Consider the following 21052-nt stretch of genomic DNA (forward strand, 5'->3'; position numbering starts at 1 on the left):
TTTTCAGCGATAAGTGTAGGGTGGAGATGTACAACTGTCGGACTGCGTAGCATATCGCTTGATCAAAGACGCCTCATCTCGTCCGCTACCGCCAGTTGATTCCTCTTCCTGACTGAGTGCTTTCTGTCACAACAGCAAGCAGGAGACGTCCGTCGCGACCGCGGCCTGATAATGGCTGACCGTCGCTAGACAGTGGAACGATTTACGACCGTTTCTGACGCGCCTGACACCGACCCTGAGAGTCGTGTGTGCCTGACGTGGCTTCCGCTAGCCCCGGAACCCATTGGTACCACATGAAAAGAATGCTAATTAACGCGACTCAGCCTGAAGAGTTGCGTGTTGCCCTGGTAGATGGCCAAAAACTCTACGATCTGGACATCGAGTCCGGTGCCCGCGAACAGAAAAAGGCCAACATCTACAAAGGCCGTATCACACGCGTTGAACCCAGCCTCGAAGCCGCTTTCGTCGACTTCGGCTCAGAGCGTCACGGTTTCCTCCCCCTCAAAGAAATTTCCCGCGAATACTTCTCCAAAGCCCCTGAAGGCGGCCGCGTCAACATCAAGGACGTGCTCAAGGAAGGCCAGGAAGTCATCGTCCAGGTCGAGAAGGAAGAACGCGGCAACAAGGGCGCAGCCCTGACCACCTTCATCAGCCTGGCCGGTCGTTACCTGGTGCTGATGCCGAACAACCCGCGCGCCGGCGGCATCTCCCGCCGCATCGAAGGCGAAGAACGCAACGAACTGCGCGAGGCGCTGAATGGCCTCAACGCTCCGGCCGACATGGGCCTGATCGTTCGCACCGCCGGCCTGGGTCGCTCCAGCGAAGAAATGCAGTGGGACCTCGATTACCTGCTGCAACTGTGGAGCGCCATCAAGGAAGCCTCCACCAGCCGCCCTGCCCCGTTCCTGATCTACCAGGAATCCAACGTCATCATCCGCGCCATCCGCGACTACCTGCGCCAGGACATCGGCGAAGTCCTGGTCGACAGCGTCGAAGCCCAGGAAGAAGCCCTGTCCTTCATCCAGCAGGTGATGCCGCAGTACGCCAGCAAGATCAAGCTGTACGAAGACAGCGTGCCGCTGTTCAACCGCTTCCAGATCGAAAGCCAGATCGAAACCGCCTTCCAGCGTGAAGTGAAGCTGCCGTCTGGTGGCTCCATCGTCATCGACCCGACCGAAGCCCTGGTATCCATCGACATCAACTCGGCGCGCGCTACCAAAGGCAGCGACATCGAGGAAACCGCGCTGCAGACCAACCTGGAAGCGGCAGAAGAAATCGCCCGCCAGTTGCGCCTGCGTGACATCGGCGGTCTGATCGTCATCGACTTCATCGACATGACCCCGGCCAAGAACCAGCGCGCTGTCGAAGAGAAGGTGCGTGAAGCCCTGGAAGCCGACCGCGCCCGCGTTCAGGTCGGTCGTATCTCGCGCTTCGGTCTGCTGGAAATGTCCCGTCAGCGCCTGCGTCCGTCCCTGGGTGAAACCAGCGGCATCGTCTGCCCGCGCTGCAACGGTCAGGGCATCATCCGCGACGTCGAATCCCTGTCGCTGGCCATCCTGCGCTTGATCGAAGAAGAAGCACTGAAGGATCGCACCGCCGAAGTCCGCGCCCAGGTACCAATCCCGGTCGCCGCCTTCCTGCTCAACGAAAAGCGCAACTCGATCACCAAGATCGAACTGCGCACCCGTGCGCGCATCGTGATCCTGCCGAACGATCACCTGGAAACGCCGCACTTCGAAGTGCAACGCCTGCGTGACGACAGCCCGGAAGCCCTGAGCAGTCAGACCAGCTACGAAATCGCCGCCACTGCGGAAACCGAAGAAACTGCCGCTCAGCCGGCTGCCGCCACGCGCACCCTGGTTCGCCAGGAGGCCGCGATCAAGGCTGCACCGCGCAGCAGTGCGCCGGTCGCTGCCGAGCCGCAAGCACCGCTGGCTCCGACCAAGGCGCCTGAGCCCAGCCTGTTCAAAGGCCTGGTGAAGTCCCTGGTCAGCCTCTTCGCCGGCAAGGAAGAAGAAGCCCAGCCTGCAGTAGTCGAGAAGAAGAGCAACGAGCGTCCGCCACGCGAAGAGCGTCGCAACGGTCGTCAACAGAGCCGCAACCGTGGCGGTCGCCGCGATGAAGAGCGCAAACCTCGCGAAGAGCGCGCCCCACGTGAAGAGCGTCCGGCCCGTGAACCGCGCGAAGAGCGCCAACCTCGCGAAGAGCGTGCCCCGCGTGAAGAACGCGCTCCGCGCGAGCCACGCGAAGGACAGGAAAATCGCCGTGAGCGCAAGCCGCGCGAAGAACGTGCTCCGCGTGAAGAGCGTGTACGTGAACTGCGTGAACCACTCGATGCCGATGCTGGTAACGAGCAACGCGAAGAGCGTGCCGAGCGCCCGCCGCGTGGTGAACGTCAGGAGCGTCAGCGTCAACCGCGTGAAGAGCGTCAGCCGCGTGCCGAGCAAACCGAGGCCCTGCAGGACGAAGCACTGCCGAACGAAGAGCAGATGCAGGACGACGAACAGGACAGCAACGATGGCGAGCGCCCGCGTCGCCGCTCCCGCGGTCAACGTCGTCGCAGCAATCGTCGCGAACGTCAGCGTGATGCCGATGGCAACCTGATCGAAAGCGCCGAAAACAGCGAAGCGGCCGGTAACGAAGCTCAGGCAGTCACCCCGGTCGCAGTAGCGACTGCCGCCGCAGCGGTTGCAGAAAGCGTCGACAGCAGCGACACCGTGGCCAGCGAGGCTCCGGCCATTGAAGCTCCAGCGGCACAGGTTGAAGCCGCCCCAGCCGCTCAACCCGTCGAGGCGCAAGCCGAGGCTGTAGTGAGCGAAGTGGTCGAAACCGCTCCGGTCGCAGAGAAAGCAGTTGAGGCAGAACCGGCCGTAGTCGAAACACCTGCTGTCGTTGAAGCGCCAGTTGCCGAGCCGCTCGTTCAAGCTGAGCCAGTTGCAGAAGCCGCACAGGAGCCGCTGCCCGCCGTAGAAGCCCCTGTCGCCGAAACCCCTGCCGCAGTGCCGGCCAACGCTACCGGCCGTGCGCCGAACGACCCGCGCGAAGTGCGTCGTCGTCAGCGTGAAGCAGAGCGCCTGGCGCGCGAAGCTGCGCAGGCCGCCGCTGCAGCCCCGGTTGTAGAAGCTGCCCCGGTAGTCGAAGCCGCTCCGGTCACTGAAGCAAGCGCTCCGGACGAAGCTGCCGTCGTCGAAACCGCTCCTGCGGTCGAGCCGGTCGCCGCAGCCGAAGCCGAAGCCACCTCGATCGTCAGCGAGCAGAGCGTGAGCGAGACCTTAGAGCAAGCGCAGCCGGAAGAAGAAACACAAGCCGACAAGGAGGAGATCAAGCCTCAGGCTTGATCCTTCTGCAGTAACCAAAAAGGGGATGCCTAGGCATCCCCTTTTTTCATGCACGTGTCCCTGTCACTTCAAACGCGTAGCCCGGATGAAATCCGGGAGTGGCAATCCCCGGATTTCATCCGGGTCACACCTCAAAGCACGTTGGGTTCGATTTCCAGCTCTACCCCAAACCTCTCCAGGATATCGCCCTGGATACGCTGAGCCAGGTGCAGCAGTTGCGCCCCCGTGGCGTTGCCATAGTTGACCAGCACCAGCGCCTGCAAACGATGCACACCGGCATCACCCTCACGCACGCCCTTCCACCCTGCCCGCTCGATCAACCAACCCGCGGCCAGCTTGGCCAAACCAGCGCCAGCCGGATAGCTGACCAGATCGGCATGCTCGTCGCGAATGCGCTCGGCCAATTCGAATGGCACCAGCGGATTTTTGAAGAAGCTGCCGGCGTTACCCAGCTCGGCGGGATCCGGCAGTTTTTCGCTGCGAATGGCGCAGACTGCCCGGCTGACGTCGCTCGCGGTGGGCGCTTCCACGCCCATCTCAGCGAGACGTTGGCGCACCGGACCGTAATCCAGACGCAGCGAAGCCAGACGGCTCAGACGAAAGCGCACGCGCAGGATCAGCCAGCGCCCAGCTTCGCGCTTGAACAGGCTGTCGCGGTAAGCGAAGGCGCATTCATCAAGCGCGAAGTCACGCAGCTCGCCGGTCTGCCTATCCAGCGCGGTCAGGCCAGCGAACAGATCCTTGATCTCCACGCCGTAGGCACCGATGTTCTGCATCGGCGCAGCGCCGACGGTACCGGGAATCAGGCTCAGGTTTTCCAGGCCGTTCAGTCCCTGCGCCAGGCTCCACTGCACGAAAGGATGCCAGGGCTCGCCGGCTTCGGCCTCCACCAGCACCTGCTCGCCGTCGTCCTCGAGGATGCGAATGCCACGGCTGGCCATACGCAGCACCAACGCCTCGACATCACGGGTGAGCAGCAGATTGCTGCCACCGCCGATCACCAGCAGCTGCAAGCCATGCTGACTCGCCAGGCTCAACGCCTCGCGTACATCGTCATCATCGTGCGCTTCGGCGAAGTGCCGTGCATGCACATCGACACCGAAGCTGTTGAAGGCTTTGAGCGACATGTCGCTCTGCATATTCAGGCTCACAGGCGCCCCTTGATCTCGATCAGCAACGCGTCACTGGCCTGTTCGATCAGGTCCAGCACCTGTTCGAAGCCATCCTCGCCACCGTAGTAAGGATCAGGTACCTCATCCAGCGCCAGTTCGTAGCGGCGCAAGTACAGATCCAGATCAGCACGGGCATCGACAGGGCGCAATGCCTCGAGGTTGCGCAGGTTGCTCTGGTCCATGGCCAGGATCAGGTCGAAACGCTGGAAATCGGCAGCTTCGACCTGACGCGCACGCTGCGCGGACAGGTCATAACCACGGCGCAGGGCTACCTGACGCGTGCGACTGTCCGGCGCCTTGCCGACATGCCAGTCGCCGGTTCCGGCGGAGTCCACCTGGACCCGATGGTCCAGACCAGCCGCGCGCAGCTTGTGGCGAAAAACGCCCTCGGCCGTGGGCGAACGGCAGATGTTGCCCAGACAGACAAAAAGAACCTTCATCAGGCCCCCAGCAGGTTGCGCACCCGCTCCAGGTCTTCGGCGGTGTCCACGCCGGCCGCCGGTGCTTCAAGGGCATCAGCGACATGAATACGTACGCCGTTGTACAACGCGCGCAGTTGCTCCAGGCACTCGGTGTCCTCCAGCCAGCACGGGCCCCAGGCGACGAAGTCATGCAGGAAGCCGGCGCGGTAGGCGTAGATGCCGATATGGCGTCGATATGGCACGCCGGCCGGCAGCACGTCGCGACTCCTGGCAAATGCATCGCGCGCCCAGGCCAGCGGTGCCCGGCTGAAGGTCAGGGCCAGGCCATTTTTGTCCGCGACCACCTTGACCACATTGGGGTTGAACAACGCGGTGACGTCCTCGATGGGCTCAGCCAGGGTGGCGATACCGGCCTGCGGGTTGGCCGCCAGGTTGGCCGCCACCTGATCGATGATCACAGGCGGAATCAGCGGCTCATCGCCCTGCACGTTGACCACGATGGCATCGGCAGGCAGGCCAAGCTGGGTGGCCACTTCAGCCAGGCGGTCGGTGCCGGAATTGTGATCCTCGCGGGTCAGCAGTACCTCGGCGCCGAAGGCCTGGCAGGCTTCGACGATGCGTGCATCGTCGGTAGCGACCACCACACGATTGGCAGAGCTCTTCTTCGCCTGCTCCCAGACGTGCTGCACCATGGGCTTACCGGCGATGTCCTGCAGCGGCTTGCCGGGTAGGCGGGTGGAGGCGTAACGGGCAGGGATGACGACGGTGAAGGCTGCGCTCATTTACTTGTCCAGACGCTCGTCGGTGTTCAGGGTGCGGGCTTCGCTTTCCAGCATCACCGGAATGCCGTCGCGAATCGGGTAGGCCACGCCGGCCCCCTTACTGATCAGTTCGGTCTTGTCTTCGGAGAGCTGCAGCGGGCCTTTGCAGATCGGGCAGGCGAGGATGTCGAGCAGTTTGAGGTCCATGGCGCAGTCCTTGATGGGGTCATCAAGACCCCGGTATGAGGCGGGCCAACTCTTTATCCAGCCAGTCGACGAAAGCCGGTGTGGGCACGGCGTCGACGGCCAGGTACCACCAGTCGGCGGCAGCGAAGGCCCGGCATTTCACCGCATCCTTCTCGGTCATCAGCAGTGGCAGCGGCGGCTCGAAGCTGAGCTGCGCGGCGTCGTACTGGGCATGGTCGGCGAAGGGATGCGGAACCGGGCGCCAGTTTAGCGCTTCGAGGGTATTGAAGAAACGTTGCGGGTTGCCGATACCGGCTACCGCATGCACGGCCTGGCCGGGTGGGAAGTGCTCGAGGCCGAGGCGCTCACCGCTGACCAGATTGACCAGGGCGGAGGGCTGCAAGCGAAAGGCGTAGCCATCGGCGCGATCCGCCTCAGCACCGTTGAACAGCACAGCATCCACCTCATCCAGACGCTCGGCCGGCTCGCGCAGTGGCCCGGCTGGCAGGCAGCGGCGATTGCCCAGGCCACGCGCGGCGTCGATCAAAACCAGTTCCAGATCACGCGCCAGGCGGTAATGCTGCAGGCCATCATCGCAGAGGATCAGATCCAGTGGCTCCTCGGCCAACAGCGCACGCACGGCGCCACTGCGATCCGGGTCGATCATCAAGGGCACACCCGTACGCTGGACGATCAGCAGCGGTTCGTCACCCGCCTGCGCCGCCGACTGCTCGGCGCGTACCCGCCACGGCAGACTGGGTGGCGTGGCGCCGTAGCCACGGCTGACCACGCCGACCTTGAGGCCACGGGCGCGACAGTGCTCGATCAGAAAGAGAATGAGCGGCGTCTTGCCGGTGCCACCAACCGTGATGTTGCCCACCACCAGCACGGGCACCGGGGCACGGTAGATATCGCCCTCGCCAGCCAGGAAACGCGCGCGCTTGCCCTGCACCACGCGGCGATACAGCCACTCCAGCGGACGCAGCAGCGTCAGCGCCGGGTGGCCGCGATACCAGGCTTGGAGCAAGCGATCGGCAGCGCTCACTCAGGGGGCTTCCTGTGCTTCCACCGTGGTGATGCGCAGGTGCGAGAAGCCCAGCTTGCCGGCCGCATCCATCGCAGTGATCACCGACTGGTGCGGCGTCTTGCCGTCGGCACTGATGATCAGCGGCAGGCTGTTGTCGCCATCGGATTCCTTCTGCAGAGCCGCCATGAGATTGCTCAGGTTGCTCTCCAGCAGTGCCTTGCCATTGACCGAAAACGCGCCGTCGGCGCCAATCAGCACCTCGACCTGCTTGAGCTCGGTCTGCTCGGGCGGCGTGCCACTGGCCGCCTCGGGCAGGTCGACCTTGAGCTGGGTCTCGCGGGTGAAGGTGGTGGTGACCACAAAGAACAGCAGCAGGATGAATACCACGTCGATCAACGAGGCCAGGTTGATCTCGACGTTCTCCCGCGGTTTGCGCCGGAATTTCACGCCTTGCCCTCACCCAGATCGACGTCGCGATCTCCCTGCACCATTTCCACCAGCTTGATCGCTTCCTGCTCCATGCCGACCACCAGCTCGTCGACGCGACGCTGCAGGTAGCGATGGAAGAACAGCGCCGGGATCGCCACCATCAGGCCAGCCGCCGTGGTGATCAGCGCCTTGGAGATACCACCAGCGAGCATCGGCGCGTTGGCCATGCCCGAGCCCATGAAGGAGCTGAAGATCTCGATCATGCCCAGCACGGTACCGAGCAGACCGAGCAGCGGCGCGATGCCGGCAATGGTGCCGAGGGCATTGAGGTAGCGTTCCAGGTCATGGATGACGCGGGCGGCGGCCTCCTCGATGCACTCCTTCATGATCTCGCGACCATGCTTGGAGTTGGCCAGGCCGGCGGCGAGAATCTGCCCCAGCGGCGAGTCCTCGCGCAGCTCCTTGAGCTTCTGGTTGTTGAGTTTCTTGTCCTTGATCCAGCGCCAGACCTGAGCCAGCAGGTTGGCCGGAGTGACGCGGGCGGGCCGCAGGGTCCACAGGCGCTCGGCGACGATGCCGGCAGCAGCGATGGAACAGAGAATGATCGGCAGCATCATCCAGCCGCCAGCTTTGACCAGTTCCCACACGGTAGAGAATCCCCCTCGAAAAAGTGGCGCCACTCTAGCATAGGGTCTAAAGGGGCTGTGGGCGTTTCGTCACAGCCGCGACGGTACCTGTTTTGCTGCAGGGCTAGGCGCGAGGAGTGTGGTTTGGTCATTCCAAACGAACGACGAGTAACGACGCACTGCAGCAAAACAGGCCCGTCCCTACGGGTTGCGCGGCAAATGGCGCCATACGTCGTTGCAGGACTTGGCAAGGGGACAACCATTACCTGCGTCCTGCGCCTAGCCTGGCGCCATTTGACGCAGCAACGCGACTTGTGACGAAACACCCTCAGCCCCTTCCTGCCGACCGTCGCTGTTCTCATTTTTCCCGCCAGAAACGTGGTTCGCGTCGCAACCCATGCGGCGCAGCATGCTCACCCAGACGCAAATGCAGAGCGCCGTCCAATGCAGTGTCATGGACCTCGACACCGGCTGCCCGATAACGCTCCAGTACCTGCGGGTGAGGATGCCCAAAGGCATTGTGGCGACCGCGGGTGATCAGCGCATGCTGCGGCGCGACAGCATCGATGAAGGCTCGGCTGGATGATGTGCGACTGCCGTGATGAGGCGCCAGCAGCCACTGAGAGGCCAGGGGAAAGTCGGCCTGCATCAGCGCGCGCTCGGCCAGGATGTCGATGTCACCGGTCAACAGCAGGCGCTCGCCACCGGCCTCCACCTGTAGCACGCAGGAGCGCTGATTACCGGAGCTGGCCCGCTGCCACTGCCACAGCCTGAAAGTCACGTCATTCCATTGCCAGCTTTGCCCCGACTGACAAGCCTCAGCGCCAAGCGCCCTGGCCACCCGCATCGGCTCGCCACTGATGACCCGCGCCACCGGCATCCCGGCCTTGATCGCAGCGGCGCCACCGACATGATCATTGTCGGCATGACTGAGCAGCATCAGATCGAGACGCCTGAGGTTCATCGCACGCAAGGAAGGCAGGACAATGCGCTCACCGGTATCGAAATCGCCGAAGCGTGGCCCGGCGTCGTACAGCAGGCTGTGGTCTCGGGTGCGTACCAGCACCGCCAGCCCCTGTCCCACATCCAGCACCCAGACATCGGCACGGCCATCGTCCAGTTGCTGAGTGGGCAACAACAAAGCAGGCAACAACAGCGCAAGGCCGGGTAGACGCAGCGGCACCCCGGCAGGCAGTAGGAACAACAAGGCACCTGCGGCTGCCAGTAGCCAGGCCCAGAGCGGCAGGTTGCTGGGCAGCCAGGCAGGTAGCCAACCCGCGACGACACCGAGCAATTCGAATAACAGATGCAGCGCCCCACCGGCCAGCCACAGTAGCCCCTCCCCAACCACGGGAACGGGCAGCAGCAGAGTGCCCAGCAAGGCCAGGGGCACGACGACCAGCCCCACCCAGGGCACGGCCACCAGGTTGGCCAGTGGCCCGCTGCTGCTGACTGGCAAACCGAGGATCAGCATCATCGGCAACAGACCGATGGCCATGGTCCACTGCGCCCGTGTCAGCCCACGCCACCAACCCCAGGCGCCAAGCCGGCCACCGAATACCAACACGAGAATCGCCACCGCCGAGAACGACAGCCAGAACCCCGCTTGCAAGGACGCCAATGGCTCGAGCAGCAGCACTACGATCAGCGCCAGCAACAATGGCCACCAGGCGCCCAGGTGACGAAAGCGCATACGCCAGAGCAGCACCAGCGCAACCATCACGCAGGCCCTGCGCACCGGTACCTGGAACCCCGCCAACATTCCATAGACCAGGGCCCCGCTCAAGGCCAGCGCACAGGCGCAGGGCAGCCAGGGCCAGCGCCTTGGCCAGGCACCGACTCTCGCCAACAGCGCCACCAGTGCGTAAAGAAAGCCGGCCAGCAGCGCGATATGCTGGCCGGAGATGACCATCAGGTGCACCGTGCCCGTATGCTGCAACAGGCGCCAGTCGCCCGCGCTCAGACCGGATCCATCACCCAGGACCAGAGCGGCAATGGCGCCCTCTCGCTGGAATGCCGGCACAGCCAGCAGATGCTGACGCAGGCTGTCGCGCCAGCTACCCAAACCTGTCGCAGGGGATAACCGCTCGCCAGACTTGATCGTGCCCGTCGCGCCAATGCGCTGGGCCAACAGCCAGGCCTCGTGATCGAAACTCTGCGGATTGACCAACCCATGCGGGCGCTTCAGGTTGACCACCACCCGCCAGCGCTCGCCGCCCTGCACCGGCGGCCCGCCATGCCAGGCCAGACGCATTTTTTTCGGCAACTCGGCACGCCGTGAGCGCGCTTCCTCGAACTGGAAGCGCACCACACCACCGGACACCTCCGGCAAACCGACCACTCGGCCTTCCAGCCACAGGGTACGGCCATCGAGCTGCGGATCGAGGCGGTCATCCAGTGCCGATTGCGCCGAGCCGCAGGCCCAGGCCAGCCCCAACAGAAAGAACCCCAGCGGATAAAGGCGTGAAAACAACAACGCCAGACCGACGCAGACCGCCACCAGCAACAGCCAGCCCGGCGGCAGGCTGGGCAGAAAGCGCAGCGCCAATAGCCCCAAGGCTAGCGCCAACATCCCTGTTCGCATGGCTTCTCCTTGCTCATCGAGCTACGGCGCGCGCGTCCAGCGCTCACCTCCAGTCACAATATGGAAACGCTGGCCAGGCTGAATCCGTGCATAATACCGGCGCTTTTGCCTGCCCAGAGACTCTTCATGCCGCGTCGTTTATTCAAGCGCTACATGCCCAACCCCGACAGCATCAAGGGTAACAAGTCCCTGCGCTTTCTCGGCAAACTCATTCATGACCCCAATCTCTGGCATCTCAACCGCCATTCGGTAGCCCGTGGTATGGCCATCGGCCTGTTCTGGGCGATGATCCCCATGCCCCTGCAGATGCTGGCCGCCGCCGCCGTCGCCATCCCGATGCGCGCCAACCTGCCGATTTCCATCGGTCTGGTTTGGCTGACCAACCCCATCACCATGCCGCCGGTTTTCTACTGCACCTACAAGCTGGGCGCGTGGATCATGCAGACGCCTCCGGTGCGCATGCCGACAACCCTGAGCCTGGAATGGATCACGGCTGAGGTGGCAGTGCTGTGGAAACCACTGTATCTGGGCTCCTTCGTCGCTGGGATCATTCTTGCAGCGATAGGCTATGTACTGACCATGCTCTACTGGCGTTGGTGGGTCCAGCGCAGTTGGCGCAAGCGTCAGGAAAAACGCCGACTGGAACGCCACTGAAAAGAAAAAGCCGTCGAAGTCGACGGCTTTTCGTTCTTACTCGTAACGCAGCGCTTCGGCCGGCTGCACCTGCGCCGCCCGCCATGAGGGGTAGAGCGTGGCGAGGAAACTCAGGATCAATGCCGCCGAACAGATCAGCGCCACATCCAGCCACTGCAGGTCCGACGGCAGGCTGCTGATGAAGTACACATCGGAGCTCATCACCTGCTGCCCGGCGAACGACTCCAGCCAGGCCACCAGCGCGCTGACATTGAGTGCAGCCAGCACACCCAGCACCGTGCCGATCAGTGTGCCGACCAGGCCGATGACCGAGCCCTGCACCATGAAGACGGCCATGATCTGTCGCGGCGTGGCACCCAGGGTACGCAGGATGGCGATATCGCCGCCCTTGTCGGCAACCACCATGATCAGGGTGGCAATGATGTTGAACGCCGCGACGGCGACGATCAGCAAAAGCAGCAGACCGATCATGGTCTTCTCCATTTTCATCGCGCTGAACAGGCTGCCCTGGGTATGAGTCCAGTCATCGGCGCGATAACCCGTCCCCAGCTCGTCGACCAATGCCTTGGACACCTGCGGAGCCTGGTAGAGGTCTTTCAGCGCCAGGCGAATGCCCGGCACCGTGCCTTCCGGCAGGCGCTGCATGGCAGCGGCATCGGCGACGTTGATCAGTGCCAGCGAACTGTCCAGTTCAGCGCCAACCTTGAACACCGCAGCAACGTTCAGACGCTGCATGCGCGGGGTAACGCCACCGGGCGCGCTGCTCAGCTCGGGGATGATCAAGGTCAGTTTGTCGCCCACCTGCAGGCCGAAGCGGCGCGCGGTGATATCACCGATCACCACGCCGAATTCGCCCGGCTGCAGATTGTTCAGGCTGCCCTGACGGATGTGCTCGGGCAGGATCGACACCTTACCCTCCTGCGCCGGGTCGATGCCGTGGATCTGGATCGGCTGCATCAGTCCGCGATGCGAGAGCATGCCCTCCAGCTCGGCATAAGGCGCTGCGGCCTGCACCTGTGGATTGGCAATGGCCTTGTCCGCCAGGGCACGCCAGTCGGCGACCGGCTCGGCGCCGTAGAGCATGGCGTGCGGCACCATGCCGAGAATGCGCGAGCTCATTTCCTTCTGGAAGCCGTTCATCACCGACAACACCACGATCATCGCCAGCACGCCCAGCGCCAGGCCGATCATCGAAGTCAGCGAAATGAAGGAGATGAAATGGTTGCGGCGCTTGGCCCGTGTGTAGCGAGCGCCGATGAAGATACTCAGCGGACGAAACATCAGAGGGTCACCAGTTTGCCGTCCTGCAGGCTGAGCACGCGATCCATCTGCCGTGCCAGCTGCATGTCGTGGGTCACCACCAGGAACGCGGTGTTGGAGTCACGGCTGAGCTCGCGCATCAGCTCCTGAATGCCTTCGGCAGTGTGCTGATCGAGGTTGCCGGTGGGCTCATCGAGCAGCACCAGCCCCGGGCGGTTGACCAGGGCACGGGCAATCGCCACACGCTGGCGCTCACCACCGGAGAGTTCAGACGGTTTGTGATTGAGGCGATGGACAAGACCTACGCGCTCGAGCAGCCTGGTGGCACGCTCGCGCGCCTCGCTGATCGACGTCTTGCCGATCAACAGCGGCATGCAGACGTTCTCCAGTGCGGTGAACTCGGCCAGCAGGTGGTGAAACTGGTAGACGAAGCCCAGCGCACGGTTGCGCAGCAGGCCACGAGCTGTCTCGCTCAGCGCCGACAGCTGCTCGCCAGCAAGCCAGACACTGCCGTCGCTGGGCGTATCCAGGCCACCGAGCATGTTCAGCAGGGTGCTCTTCCCGGAACCGGAGCTGCCGACGATGGCCACGCGCTCGCCGGGCAGCAGCTCAAGCTCCAGACCATCGAGCACCACCACCGACTCGGGGCCCTCGTCGTAACGCTTGCTCAGGTTGCGACAGCTGAGCACGGCATTGTGCTGTTTCATGGAGTTCTGGTTCATGGACTCACTCATAGCGCAGGGCCTCGGCCGGCTGGGTACGCGCAGCGCGCCAGGCTGGATACAGGGTGGCGAAGAAGCTCAGCAGCAACGCCGCGGTACAGACCATCACCACGTCGGCGCTCTGCAGTTGCGAAGGCAGGTAATCGATGAAGTAGACATCGGCATTGAGAAACTTGATGCCCAGCAGACGCTCGATGCCGGCGATCAGGCTGCTGACGTTCAGTGCTGCGAGAATCCCCAGCACGGCGCCGATGAAGGTGCCGACCACCCCGATCACCGTACCTTGCACCATGAAGATGGCCATGATCTGCCGCGGCGTGGCGCCGAGGGTACGCAGGATGGCGATGTCGCCCTTCTTGTCGGTCACCACCATCACCAGCGTGGAAATGATGTTGAACGCGGCCACCGCGACGATCAGCAGCAGGAGCAGGCCGATCATGGTCTTCTCCATGCGAATGGCCTGGTACAGGTTGCCGTGGGTGCGGGTCCAGTCGCGGGCGTAGAAATCACCGTCGAGGGTCTGAGCGATCTCCCAGGCGCTGCGCGGCGCCTGGAACAGATCATCGAACTTCAGTCGCAGGCCCTGTACCTGATCCGGTTTCCAGCGCTGCAGGCGCGCCAGGTCGCTGATGTTGGCCAGCGCCAGTGCACCGTCGATCTCGCCAGCGCCGACGTGGAAGATGCCGGTGACGGTAAAGCGCTTCAGGCGTGGGAACATGCCGGCGGGGGTCACGGTGACCTCGGGCGCGACGAAGGTGACCTTGTCTCCCAGTTTCAGGCCCAGCTTGGCCGCTGCCTTGTCGCCGATGACCATGGCGAAATCGCCGGGTTTCAGGCTGTCGAGACTGCCCTGCTGGAAGAAGCCGTCGATGATCGACACCTTGCGTTCCTGCTCAGGGTCGATGGCATTGATCAGCACCTTCTGCACCTTGCCGTCGTGCGTCAGCAAGCCCTGCATCTGGGTGAAGGGTGCCAGTGCCTCGACACGCGGGTGGCGCTCGACCTGACGCGCCAATGCCGGCCAGTCGCTGACCGGGGTCGGCGATTCCACCGTGGCATGAGGAATCATCCCCAGCACGCGAGTGCGCATTTCATGGTCGAAACCATTCATCACCGACAGCACCAGGATCATTACCATCACCCCGAGGGTGAGGCCGAGCATGGACGTCAGGGAAATGAAGGAGACGAAGTGGTTGCGGCGCTTGGCCCGCGTGTAGCGCGTACCGATGAATACGAACAGAGGTCTGAACATGTCGGAGAGATTCGGGGGAAAGAAAAACGTCCTTGTGGCAGGGCCAGGTCAGCAGCCTTACACTCAGAAGCAACTCAAAGTCTGCTGCGTATCGGGCATGCTGCGTTAAAGACACTTGGAAAGCCGCTTATGGCCAACGCGCTCCAGTGTGGCCCCGAAGGGGCGAGCGAAGCGAGCAATGCTCGTTTACCATTCGTAACCGAGGCTTGTTCAGCGACGCTTGCCTGGCACGCATCCAGTTCGCGAGACTTTCAACAGGGTCTTCGACCACCACCGCTTTCATGGGTTCGCCATGTCGACTAACGATGTAGATGATCGCCGCGAATACTATCGTATCGACGATACGATCGCACTGGAATTCAGCCTGCTGTCGGGGGCCGAGGCCCATGCCAGCGACGCGCTTCACGATCCATCGCCGCTGTTCAACCTGCTCAGCGATCTGCACCTGATGGACTTCGAATCCCAGCATCTGCTGCGCCATATCACTGAACGCGACCGTACACTGGCCAACTACCTGAAGGTGATCAACAAGCGCATCGACCTGCTCGGCCAGGCCGTGGCGCAGAGCCTGCTGCGCGACATCGGCGCGCCACGCCAGGTATCGCTGTCCGAAGGCGGTATCAGCTTCAATAACCCCCAGGCCGTGGCGCCGGGCAGCCATCTGGCGATCAAGATGGTGCTGATGCCCCAGGCCCTCGGCCTCCTGCTGCGTGGCCAGGTGGTGCACTGCAGTCAACGCGCGGATGGCCAATTCGAGATCGGCACCGAGTTCGAAGCGTTGACCGACGCACAGCGCCAGTTGCTGGCCCGGCATATCCTGCAGAAGCAGGCTCTGGAGCGTCGCCAAGCCCGCGAATGACAGCCGCCAAGGAACCGCCATGTATCGTCTCGCTCTGCTTTTCACCCTGCTCGTCCCTACTGCTCTGTTCGCCGATACCCTGACCATTCCCCTGGGTAACCAGGGCGCCGATCTCGACGCCAGCAACCTGCCGCACAAAGGCCAGTCCAAGCGTTCGGTGCTGGAGCGTTTCGGCCTGGCCGATGAAGAGCACAAGCCCATCGGCCAGCCGCCGATCACGCGCTGGGACTACCGCGAATTCAGCGTCTATTTCGAATACGATCACGTGATCAACAGCGTGCGCCATCACCAACCGCGCCACCTCGACACCGTCAAGGAGTAACAGTGACTCACATCTACGGCCATCGCGGCGCCAAAGGCGAAGCCCCGGAAAATACCCTGGCCAGTTTCCAGCGCTGCCTGGAACACGGCGTCGACCGCTGCGAGCTGGATCTGCATCTGTCGCGCGACGGCGAACTGATGGTGATCCACGACCCGACGCTCAAGCGCACCACCGGCCTGCGCGGCAAGGTGGTTGAACACGACGCTGCCGAGCTGGCGAAGTACGACGCGCGCAAGGGTGGCCCTGGCTGGGTGCGTCCATGCCCCATTCCGCGTCTGGAGGAATTGTTCGAGCAATGCACGTTCGAGCACTGGCAACTGGAGGTGAAAAGCGCCTCGAAAGTACGCGCCGCGCGTACCGTGCTGGCCATTGCCGAACTCGTCGAGCGCTTCGGCCTGCGCGAGCAGATCACCATCACCTCCAGCTCGCGGGAGGTACTCAAGGCCGCGCGCGAACTGACCCCGCAACTGCAGTTGGGTCTGGTTGCCGAGTACGCCTGGCTCGACCCACTGAAAGTGGCGGCGCACTACGACTGTCACCTGCTGGCATTGAACTGGACCCTGTGCACCCCGGAGCGCCTGCTCAAGGCGCAGAAGCAAGGGCTGCACGTGTCGGTATGGACGGTCAACGAGCCGGCGCTGATGCGCCGCCTGGCTGACTTCGGCGCCGACAGCATCATCACCGACTTTCCCGGCCTGGCGGTGCAGACGCTACGTGGCTAGTCGCGCAGGACAGGAGAGCAAAGCCTCTTGTCCTGCAAGGCCCCCTGCACGGGCATTACCTCAAAGACCATAGGTCCCGTGCCTGCCTTGTCTTCAGGAAATGCAAGTGCCACTTAATGCAACCTGAACAGCATTCAATCAGTAGATTGCCAAGCGCTGGATGGGGAACTACGATTGCGCCCGTCTAAATCTTGGAGTTCTTGCTGTGGAAGGTTCCAGTAGTCGATCCAGCATCGACGAACCACAGGCAAGGTAATCGCGGGATCTTCTTCTCGCCACTGCCTTGCCGAACTGGCGGGTAGTGGTATCAAACGACCTTACTTCGGTCGCGCCTTACTACTTCCTATGTAAATCCGGTCTGTTGCCATAAACATTGGCGGCTTTTCAGCGCCTGTGGACTTGCCTGCACCGGCTGGGAAGAGCTTTGCGTTTCGATTTTTCAGCACCAGTTTTTTCCTGCGACGGATCGCTGTTGCCTGGAATTCTGGCATTGAACAGTAACGTGCCCTGGGTGTTTGAGCCCCTTGTCACTTCATCAACCTACTGGAGGCCGTCATGGACCCTGACCCTGGTCGATCTTGCCGTTTGCACATCAATTACTTCACCCCGTTATCGGCCTTTGGCTGTCGGGGCGTGCCCATGGTCTGACAGATCAGTCATGCCCGCGGCCGCCTGAAAGGCCCGAAAGGAGCATGCCCATGAATCGCGAAGACCTGCTGTTTTCTGTTCGCACCCTAGCCCACTCGCTCGATGCTGCGAGCTTTGCCAACCTTGCAACACACACTCATTCTTCCGACCTGGTAGAGGCGCTCGATGTCCTCAACACGGCGGAAACAGTTTCTCTACTGCTGATCCTGGCCCCACTCGCCCGCGCAGAACTCTTCGCTCACATCCCGGAGAAGCGCCAGGACACCCTGCTCCGGGCGATGCCGCGCGATGCCGTGGTAGAGCTATTTGAGCACATGCCGTCCGATGACCGAGCCGATCTCTATAACCGCCTGAGCGAGGGGGCCAAGCAGAAACTTCTGCCTGCGCTAGCCAAGGTCGAGCGCGATGACATCATCAAGCTGGCTGCCTATCCGGATGGAACCGTCGGATCAGTGACGACTTCGGATTACGTCCGCGTTTCACCCGAAATGACAGTGGCCAGTGCACTGGACCATATTCGCGCGACCGCCCCCGACAAGGAGACCATCTATGTCATCTATGTACTGGACCAGGAGCAGCGACTCAGTGGCACCGTATCACTACGTGATCTGGTACTGGCGGATGCGAACGCCACCATCGGCGAAATCATGCGCAGCAGTCCAGTTTTTGCACGCGCTCAATGGCCTCGTGAGCAGGCTGCAGAACTGATTCGCCATTACGATCTGCTGGCACTACCGGTGATCAACGGTGGTGAGCGCATGATCGGTATCGTCACGGTCGATGACGCCATGGATATCGAGAAGGAGCAGGACGCTACTCAGCTCGCCCGTTTTGGCGGTACTGCCGTATTGGGCGGCCCTGATCTGGATGTGATCGCTTCCCCGTTCAAGCAGATGTTCACCGTACGCGTGTTCTGGCTGGTGATCCTGACGTTCTTCGGCATCCTGACCAGCACCTTCGTGGCAGCGCAGGAGGAAATTCTGACTCAGGCCATCGTACTGGCTGCGTTCATCGCACCGATCGTGGACATGGGCGGTAATACAGGTAGCCAGTCGGCCACCCTGGTCATTCGGGCGATGGCCCTCGGAGAACTCAGACTCACATGGCGTGATGTATGGCTGATCATCAAGCGTGAGTTACCCGTAGCGGCAGCACTGGGGGGCGTGATCGCGTTGCTCGAAGTCATCCTGGCGTTCTTCGCCAAGGGCGTCGGCTTCGATGTGCTGATGGTAGTCGGCTTTAGCATGCTGATATGCACTGTGCTCGGCGGCGTCATCGGTGCGCTGCTGCCGTTCCTCGCTCGACGCATCGGCACCGATCCAGCCACGCTGTCCTCGCCGCTCATCACCTCGATCATGGACCTGCTGGGTGTGTTCATCTACTTCGGCTTTGCCTACGCCTTCCTGGGCGACCTGCTGACCCAGGCAGCTGGCTGACTGCGCAATCGTGCCATGGGGCCCGGCTCGGCTGGGCCTCATTATTTAAGGGGGTACCATGTATATCGCTCAACATATGGATCTGACCGCGTCACTCAATACCCTGGCGAGTCTGCTGACTGCGTTCCTGCTGGGTGCTGTGATTGGCCTGGAGCGTCAATATCGTCAGCGCACGGCCGGCTTGCGAACCAACGTACTGGTCGCAGTCGGTGCCGCACTGTTCGTCGATATTGCCATGCGTTTTCACGCCATCTACGGCGGCAGCCCAAGCCCTTTGCACGTGGTGGCCTATGTGGTCTCGGGCGTAGGTTTCCTAGGAGCCGGCGTGATTATGCGCGAGGAAGGCAATATTCGGGGAATCAACACAGCTGCGACACTGTGGGGCTCCGCCGCAGTGGGTGTCGCTGCGGGTACCGGTATGCTGGTAGAAGCCGTGCTGGGGACCCTGTTTGTGCTGTCGGCCAACACCTTGCTACGCCCAATAGTCAATGCGATCAATCGCCAACCCCTCGATGTGGAGTCGGTAGAAGTAACCAATACGGTCTGTGTGATCGCCGACAAGGAACGTCAGCAGGTAATCATGAAGGCGCTGGAGGCTTCCCTTGAGAGTGGTCGCTTCCCTGTACGCGATCTGGAAGTCAACGCCTTCGGTGAGGACGCCGTAGAGATCGAAGCCACTCTCACCGTAACGTCGATCGATGGCGATGAGCTCGATGCTCTGATGCGCAAGTTGACGTCATTACCGGGTGTAAGACAGGCATTCTGGAGTCCAAGCACAACCGGTTGAGATCCCCCGCAAGCTCATATCTGTGCTGCCAGTGAGATGCGCAGTGTCACGAAAGCGCCCTGGCATTACGACAATTGACGACTTCGAAGCATGTAGATTCTGCGGACGGTGGTGCGCTCGACAAGCCTGAAAACTCACTTGCCAGCGTCGCCCCCCAGACTCTCCTGAGCAGCACGATAGAAGGCTCAGGGCGCACGCAGGAAGGAAACGCGCATAAAAAATCCGACACCTGAAAACAGGTATCGGATTCTGCTTGCAACGCCCGCATGTACCAAGGTCGAGGCTTGTCAGACTCGCATTAGCCACATGGCCGCTTTCAACATTCTGCCGCCTGAGACGCTAGAAGCTCTCCCGATTCGGCCAGCGCCACTCGGAAGCCACTACCCAGCCTGTCTCCCCGACCGGCTCAGGCCGCCGGCCGGAGCCGCTCAAAAAAGCCGGTTGAGACCGTCGAACGCAGCAACCCGATAGGCTTCGGCCATGGTCGGGTAGTTGAAGGTGGTGTTGATAAAGTACTTGATGCTGTTGGCTTCACCCTTCTGATTCATGATCGCCTGGCCGATGTGGACGATCTCCGAGGCCTGATAGCCGAAGCAGTGCACGCCCAGCACTTCCAGTGTTTCACGGTGGAAGAGGATCTTCAGCATGCCCACCGGCTCGACCGAGATCTGCGCCCGCGCCATGCCCTTGAAGAAGGCCTTGCCCACTTCGTAAGGCACCTTGGCCTGAGTCAGTTCCCGCTCGGTCTTGCCGATCGAGCTGATCTCCGGAATGGTGTAAATGCCGGTCGGTACGTCATCGACGAAACGCCAGCTGCCGTTGTCGACGATGCTGCCGGCAGCAGAACGCCCCTGGTCGGCAGCAGCGCTGGCCAGGCTCGGCCAGCCAATCACATCACCGGCAGCGTAGATGTTGCTGACCTCAGTGCGGTAATGCTCGTCGACCTGGATCTGACCACGGCTGTTGACCGCGATGCCGATGTTCTCCAGCCCCAGTTGATCCGTATTGCCGGTGCGGCCGTTACACCACAGCAGTGCGTCGGCCTTGATCTTCTTGCCTGACTTCAGGTGCAGGACCACGCCGTTTTCCACACCCTCGATGCGCTCGTACTCTTCATTGTGACGAATCAGCACGTTGTTGTTGCGCAGGTGATAGCTCAGGGCATCGGAGATTTCCGAGTCGAGGAAGCTGAGCAGTTGATCGCGGTTGTCGATCAGATCGACCAGCACGCCCAGACCACTGAAGATCGAGGCGTACTCGCAGCCAATGACCCCGGCGCCGTAGATGATCAGGCGACGCGGCGTATGACCGAGGCTGAGGATGGTGTCGCTGTCGTAGATACGCGGGTGACGGAAATCGACATCGGCCGGGCGATAAGGACGCGAGCCGGTCGCGATGACGATCTGCTTGGCCACCAGCTTTTCCACCACGCCGTTGATGCAGACCACTTCCACCGTCTGCTCGTCGGCAAAGCTGGCAGTGCCGAAATAGGTATCGATACGGTTACGGGCGTAGTAGCCCGTCCGGGAGGTGACCTGCTTGGCGATCACCTTCTCGGCGCTTTTCAGCACGTCGGGAAAGGAGAACCAGCGCGGCTCGCCAATCTGGCGGAACATCGGGTTGGTATTGAACTGCATGATCTGCCGCACCGAGTGGCGCAGCGCCTTGGAGGGAATGGTCCCCAGGTGAGTACAGTTGCCACCGACCAGCGGACGATTGTCGACCACGGCCACCTTGCGCCCGGCCTTGGCCGCATTCATCGCCGCGCCTTCGCCCGCAGGGCCGGAGCCCAGCACCACCACATCGTAGTTGTAGACCGCCATGTTTACTCCTTCAGATCAGGCC

General features: G+C 62.3%; 19 protein-coding genes. 7 read left to right on the forward strand and 12 right to left on the reverse strand.

Going from position 1 to position 21052, the window contains the following annotated elements; all coding sequences use genetic code 11:
- Positions 1-293: 293 nt before the first annotated feature.
- Positions 294-3338 (forward strand): ribonuclease E, encoded by a 3045-nt coding sequence (gene rne / locus GV002_RS21750; RefSeq protein WP_160020355.1) that lies wholly within the window; start codon positions 294-296, stop codon positions 3336-3338.
- A gap of 131 nt (positions 3339-3469) precedes the next feature.
- Here rne and murB read toward each other — a convergent pair whose 3' ends face one another.
- The 8 genes from murB to GV002_RS21790 form a co-directional block, all read right to left on the reverse strand.
- Positions 3470-4489, reverse strand: coding sequence for a UDP-N-acetylmuramate dehydrogenase (gene murB, locus GV002_RS21755; protein ID WP_160020356.1), 1020 nt, complete (start codon positions 4487-4489; stop codon positions 3470-3472).
- Positions 4486-4950: a low molecular weight protein-tyrosine-phosphatase gene (locus GV002_RS21760; RefSeq protein WP_160020357.1), complete on the reverse strand. Its 465-nt coding sequence runs from the start codon at positions 4948-4950 to the stop codon at positions 4486-4488. The genes murB and GV002_RS21760 overlap by 4 nt, the downstream gene beginning before the upstream one ends.
- Positions 4950-5714, reverse strand: a complete 765-nt coding sequence (kdsB, locus tag GV002_RS21765) for a 3-deoxy-manno-octulosonate cytidylyltransferase (RefSeq protein WP_160020358.1) — start codon at positions 5712-5714, stop codon at positions 4950-4952. Before kdsB ends, GV002_RS21760 begins: the two co-directional genes overlap by 1 nt.
- Positions 5715-5900 carry a Trm112 family protein gene (locus GV002_RS21770; protein ID WP_013714804.1) on the reverse strand — a complete coding sequence of 62 codons (186 nt, stop codon included), beginning with the start codon at positions 5898-5900 and terminating at the stop codon, positions 5715-5717.
- Positions 5901-5922: 22 nt separating this feature from the next.
- Positions 5923-6924, reverse strand: a complete 1002-nt coding sequence (lpxK, locus tag GV002_RS21775; protein ID WP_160020359.1) for a tetraacyldisaccharide 4'-kinase — start codon at positions 6922-6924, stop codon at positions 5923-5925.
- Complete coding sequence (locus GV002_RS21780; RefSeq protein WP_160020360.1) at positions 6925-7353, reverse strand: ExbD/TolR family protein; 429 nt, start codon at positions 7351-7353, stop codon at positions 6925-6927.
- A complete protein-coding gene (locus tag GV002_RS21785) occupies positions 7350-7982 on the reverse strand; it encodes a MotA/TolQ/ExbB proton channel family protein (RefSeq protein WP_013714801.1) in 633 nt (210 codons plus the stop codon). Before GV002_RS21785 ends, GV002_RS21780 begins: the two co-directional genes overlap by 4 nt.
- 337 nt (positions 7983-8319) lie before the next feature.
- The gene (locus GV002_RS21790; protein ID WP_256667168.1) at positions 8320-10545 is read right to left on the reverse strand and encodes a DNA internalization-related competence protein ComEC/Rec2; all 2226 of its coding nucleotides are present in this window, start codon (positions 10543-10545) and stop codon (positions 8320-8322) included.
- Positions 10546-10671: 126 nt separating this feature from the next.
- Between GV002_RS21790 and GV002_RS21795 the strand changes: the two genes are divergently transcribed.
- The gene (locus tag GV002_RS21795) at positions 10672-11199 is read left to right on the forward strand and encodes a DUF2062 domain-containing protein (RefSeq protein ID WP_160020361.1); all 528 of its coding nucleotides are present in this window, start codon (positions 10672-10674) and stop codon (positions 11197-11199) included.
- A gap of 36 nt (positions 11200-11235) precedes the next feature.
- On the opposite strand, the gene GV002_RS21800 is transcribed toward GV002_RS21795, so the two are convergent.
- Genes GV002_RS21800 through GV002_RS21810 form a run of 3 tightly spaced genes read right to left on the reverse strand, consistent with a single transcriptional unit; the run spans position 11236 to position 14433 of the window.
- Positions 11236-12480, reverse strand: coding sequence for a lipoprotein-releasing ABC transporter permease subunit (locus GV002_RS21800; RefSeq protein WP_160020362.1), 1245 nt, complete (start codon positions 12478-12480; stop codon positions 11236-11238).
- On the reverse strand, positions 12480-13166 hold the full coding sequence (gene lolD / locus GV002_RS21805) for a lipoprotein-releasing ABC transporter ATP-binding protein LolD (RefSeq protein ID WP_372241850.1): 687 nt from the start codon (positions 13164-13166) through the stop codon (positions 12480-12482). The genes GV002_RS21800 and lolD overlap by 1 nt, the downstream gene beginning before the upstream one ends.
- 19 nt (positions 13167-13185) lie before the next feature.
- Positions 13186-14433 (reverse strand): lipoprotein-releasing ABC transporter permease subunit, encoded by a 1248-nt coding sequence (locus tag GV002_RS21810; protein WP_160020364.1) that lies wholly within the window; start codon positions 14431-14433, stop codon positions 13186-13188.
- Between the two features lie 292 nt (positions 14434-14725).
- Between GV002_RS21810 and GV002_RS21815 the strand changes: the two genes are divergently transcribed.
- From GV002_RS21815 to GV002_RS21835, 5 genes are all read left to right on the forward strand, one after another.
- Positions 14726-15292, forward strand: a complete 567-nt coding sequence (locus tag GV002_RS21815) for a PilZ domain-containing protein (protein WP_160020365.1) — start codon at positions 14726-14728, stop codon at positions 15290-15292.
- A 19-nt stretch (positions 15293-15311) separates the two neighbouring features.
- Positions 15312-15614, forward strand: coding sequence for a phosphodiesterase (locus GV002_RS21820; protein WP_160020366.1), 303 nt, complete (start codon positions 15312-15314; stop codon positions 15612-15614).
- A 2-nt stretch (positions 15615-15616) separates the two neighbouring features.
- On the forward strand, positions 15617-16336 hold the full coding sequence (locus GV002_RS21825; protein WP_160020367.1) for a glycerophosphodiester phosphodiesterase: 720 nt from the start codon (positions 15617-15619) through the stop codon (positions 16334-16336).
- A 698-nt stretch (positions 16337-17034) separates the two neighbouring features.
- The gene (gene mgtE / locus GV002_RS21830) at positions 17035-18420 is read left to right on the forward strand and encodes a magnesium transporter (RefSeq protein WP_160020368.1); all 1386 of its coding nucleotides are present in this window, start codon (positions 17035-17037) and stop codon (positions 18418-18420) included.
- Between the two features lie 58 nt (positions 18421-18478).
- Positions 18479-19207 (forward strand): MgtC/SapB family protein, encoded by a 729-nt coding sequence (locus GV002_RS21835; protein ID WP_160020369.1) that lies wholly within the window; start codon positions 18479-18481, stop codon positions 19205-19207.
- Between the two features lie 428 nt (positions 19208-19635).
- Here the strand turns inward: GV002_RS21835 and sthA are convergent, their stop codons facing one another.
- Entirely contained in the window at positions 19636-21030 is a 1395-nt protein-coding gene (gene sthA / locus GV002_RS21840; protein WP_072425943.1) for a Si-specific NAD(P)(+) transhydrogenase, read from the reverse strand.
- Between the last annotated feature and the right edge of the window lie 22 nt (positions 21031-21052).

Origin of the sequence: Pseudomonas sp. 8O (assembly GCF_902506495.1) — a bacterium.
In the GTDB taxonomy this organism is placed as follows: Bacteria; Pseudomonadota; Gammaproteobacteria; order Pseudomonadales; family Pseudomonadaceae; genus Aquipseudomonas; species Aquipseudomonas chaetocerotis.